Annotated in this window: 1 protein-coding gene; it reads right to left on the bottom strand. The window is 63.2% G+C overall.

Features of this window, described 5'->3' with window-relative positions:
- The coding region (gene vgrG, locus FHK92_RS23955; protein WP_181290308.1) for a type VI secretion system tip protein VgrG at positions 1-592 on the bottom strand (592 nt) is incomplete at both ends.

A 592-nucleotide genomic window follows, 5' to 3' on the forward strand; every position in this document is an offset into this window, starting at 1 on the left:
GTGGTAGGCGCGAAAGTTGATGCTTTGCTCGACCATACGGTGGACGGTCTGCAGGTTCCAGACCGCGTCCTGCCCATCGGCGGACAAGCCCGACGGCGGGCGACACGGCAACGTGACGCCGCGCTGGTAGTGCCGCTGGTCGTCGTGAAATTCCACGACGTCGATGTTCAGGCGATCGTCGCTGGTGATGCGGTACCAGATGCCGACATCGGCCAGCAGGCGCTCGACGAAAGCCAGGTCGCTCTCGTCGTATTGCATGACCTGTTCGCGCCGGGGGTACTGGCGCGCCAGGTTGAAATAGAACTCCTCGCCCCGAAAATCGTGGCGCGTGCGCAGGATGTGCTCGACGATCTCCGGCACCGACTGCTGCTGGTAGATGCGAAATTGCTTGCCCCGCGTGAGCCGCGCGAAACGCGGTTGCAAGGTGATTTCGTAGCGGGCTTCGTCGTTGGAACCGGACAGGCGCTTGAAGCCCGAGATCACGCCATGAAAGGAACGCAGCGGCTTGATCACCGGCGCCGTAAAGCCCCTGGGCGTCGGCGGTGGCGGCACGGCGTACAGGTTGAAATAACCCCACCGGTTGAGCACATCG

Origin of the sequence: Pseudomonas brassicacearum subsp. neoaurantiaca, from assembly GCF_013608025.1 — a bacterium.
In the GTDB taxonomy this organism is placed as follows: Bacteria; Pseudomonadota; Gammaproteobacteria; order Pseudomonadales; family Pseudomonadaceae; genus Aquipseudomonas.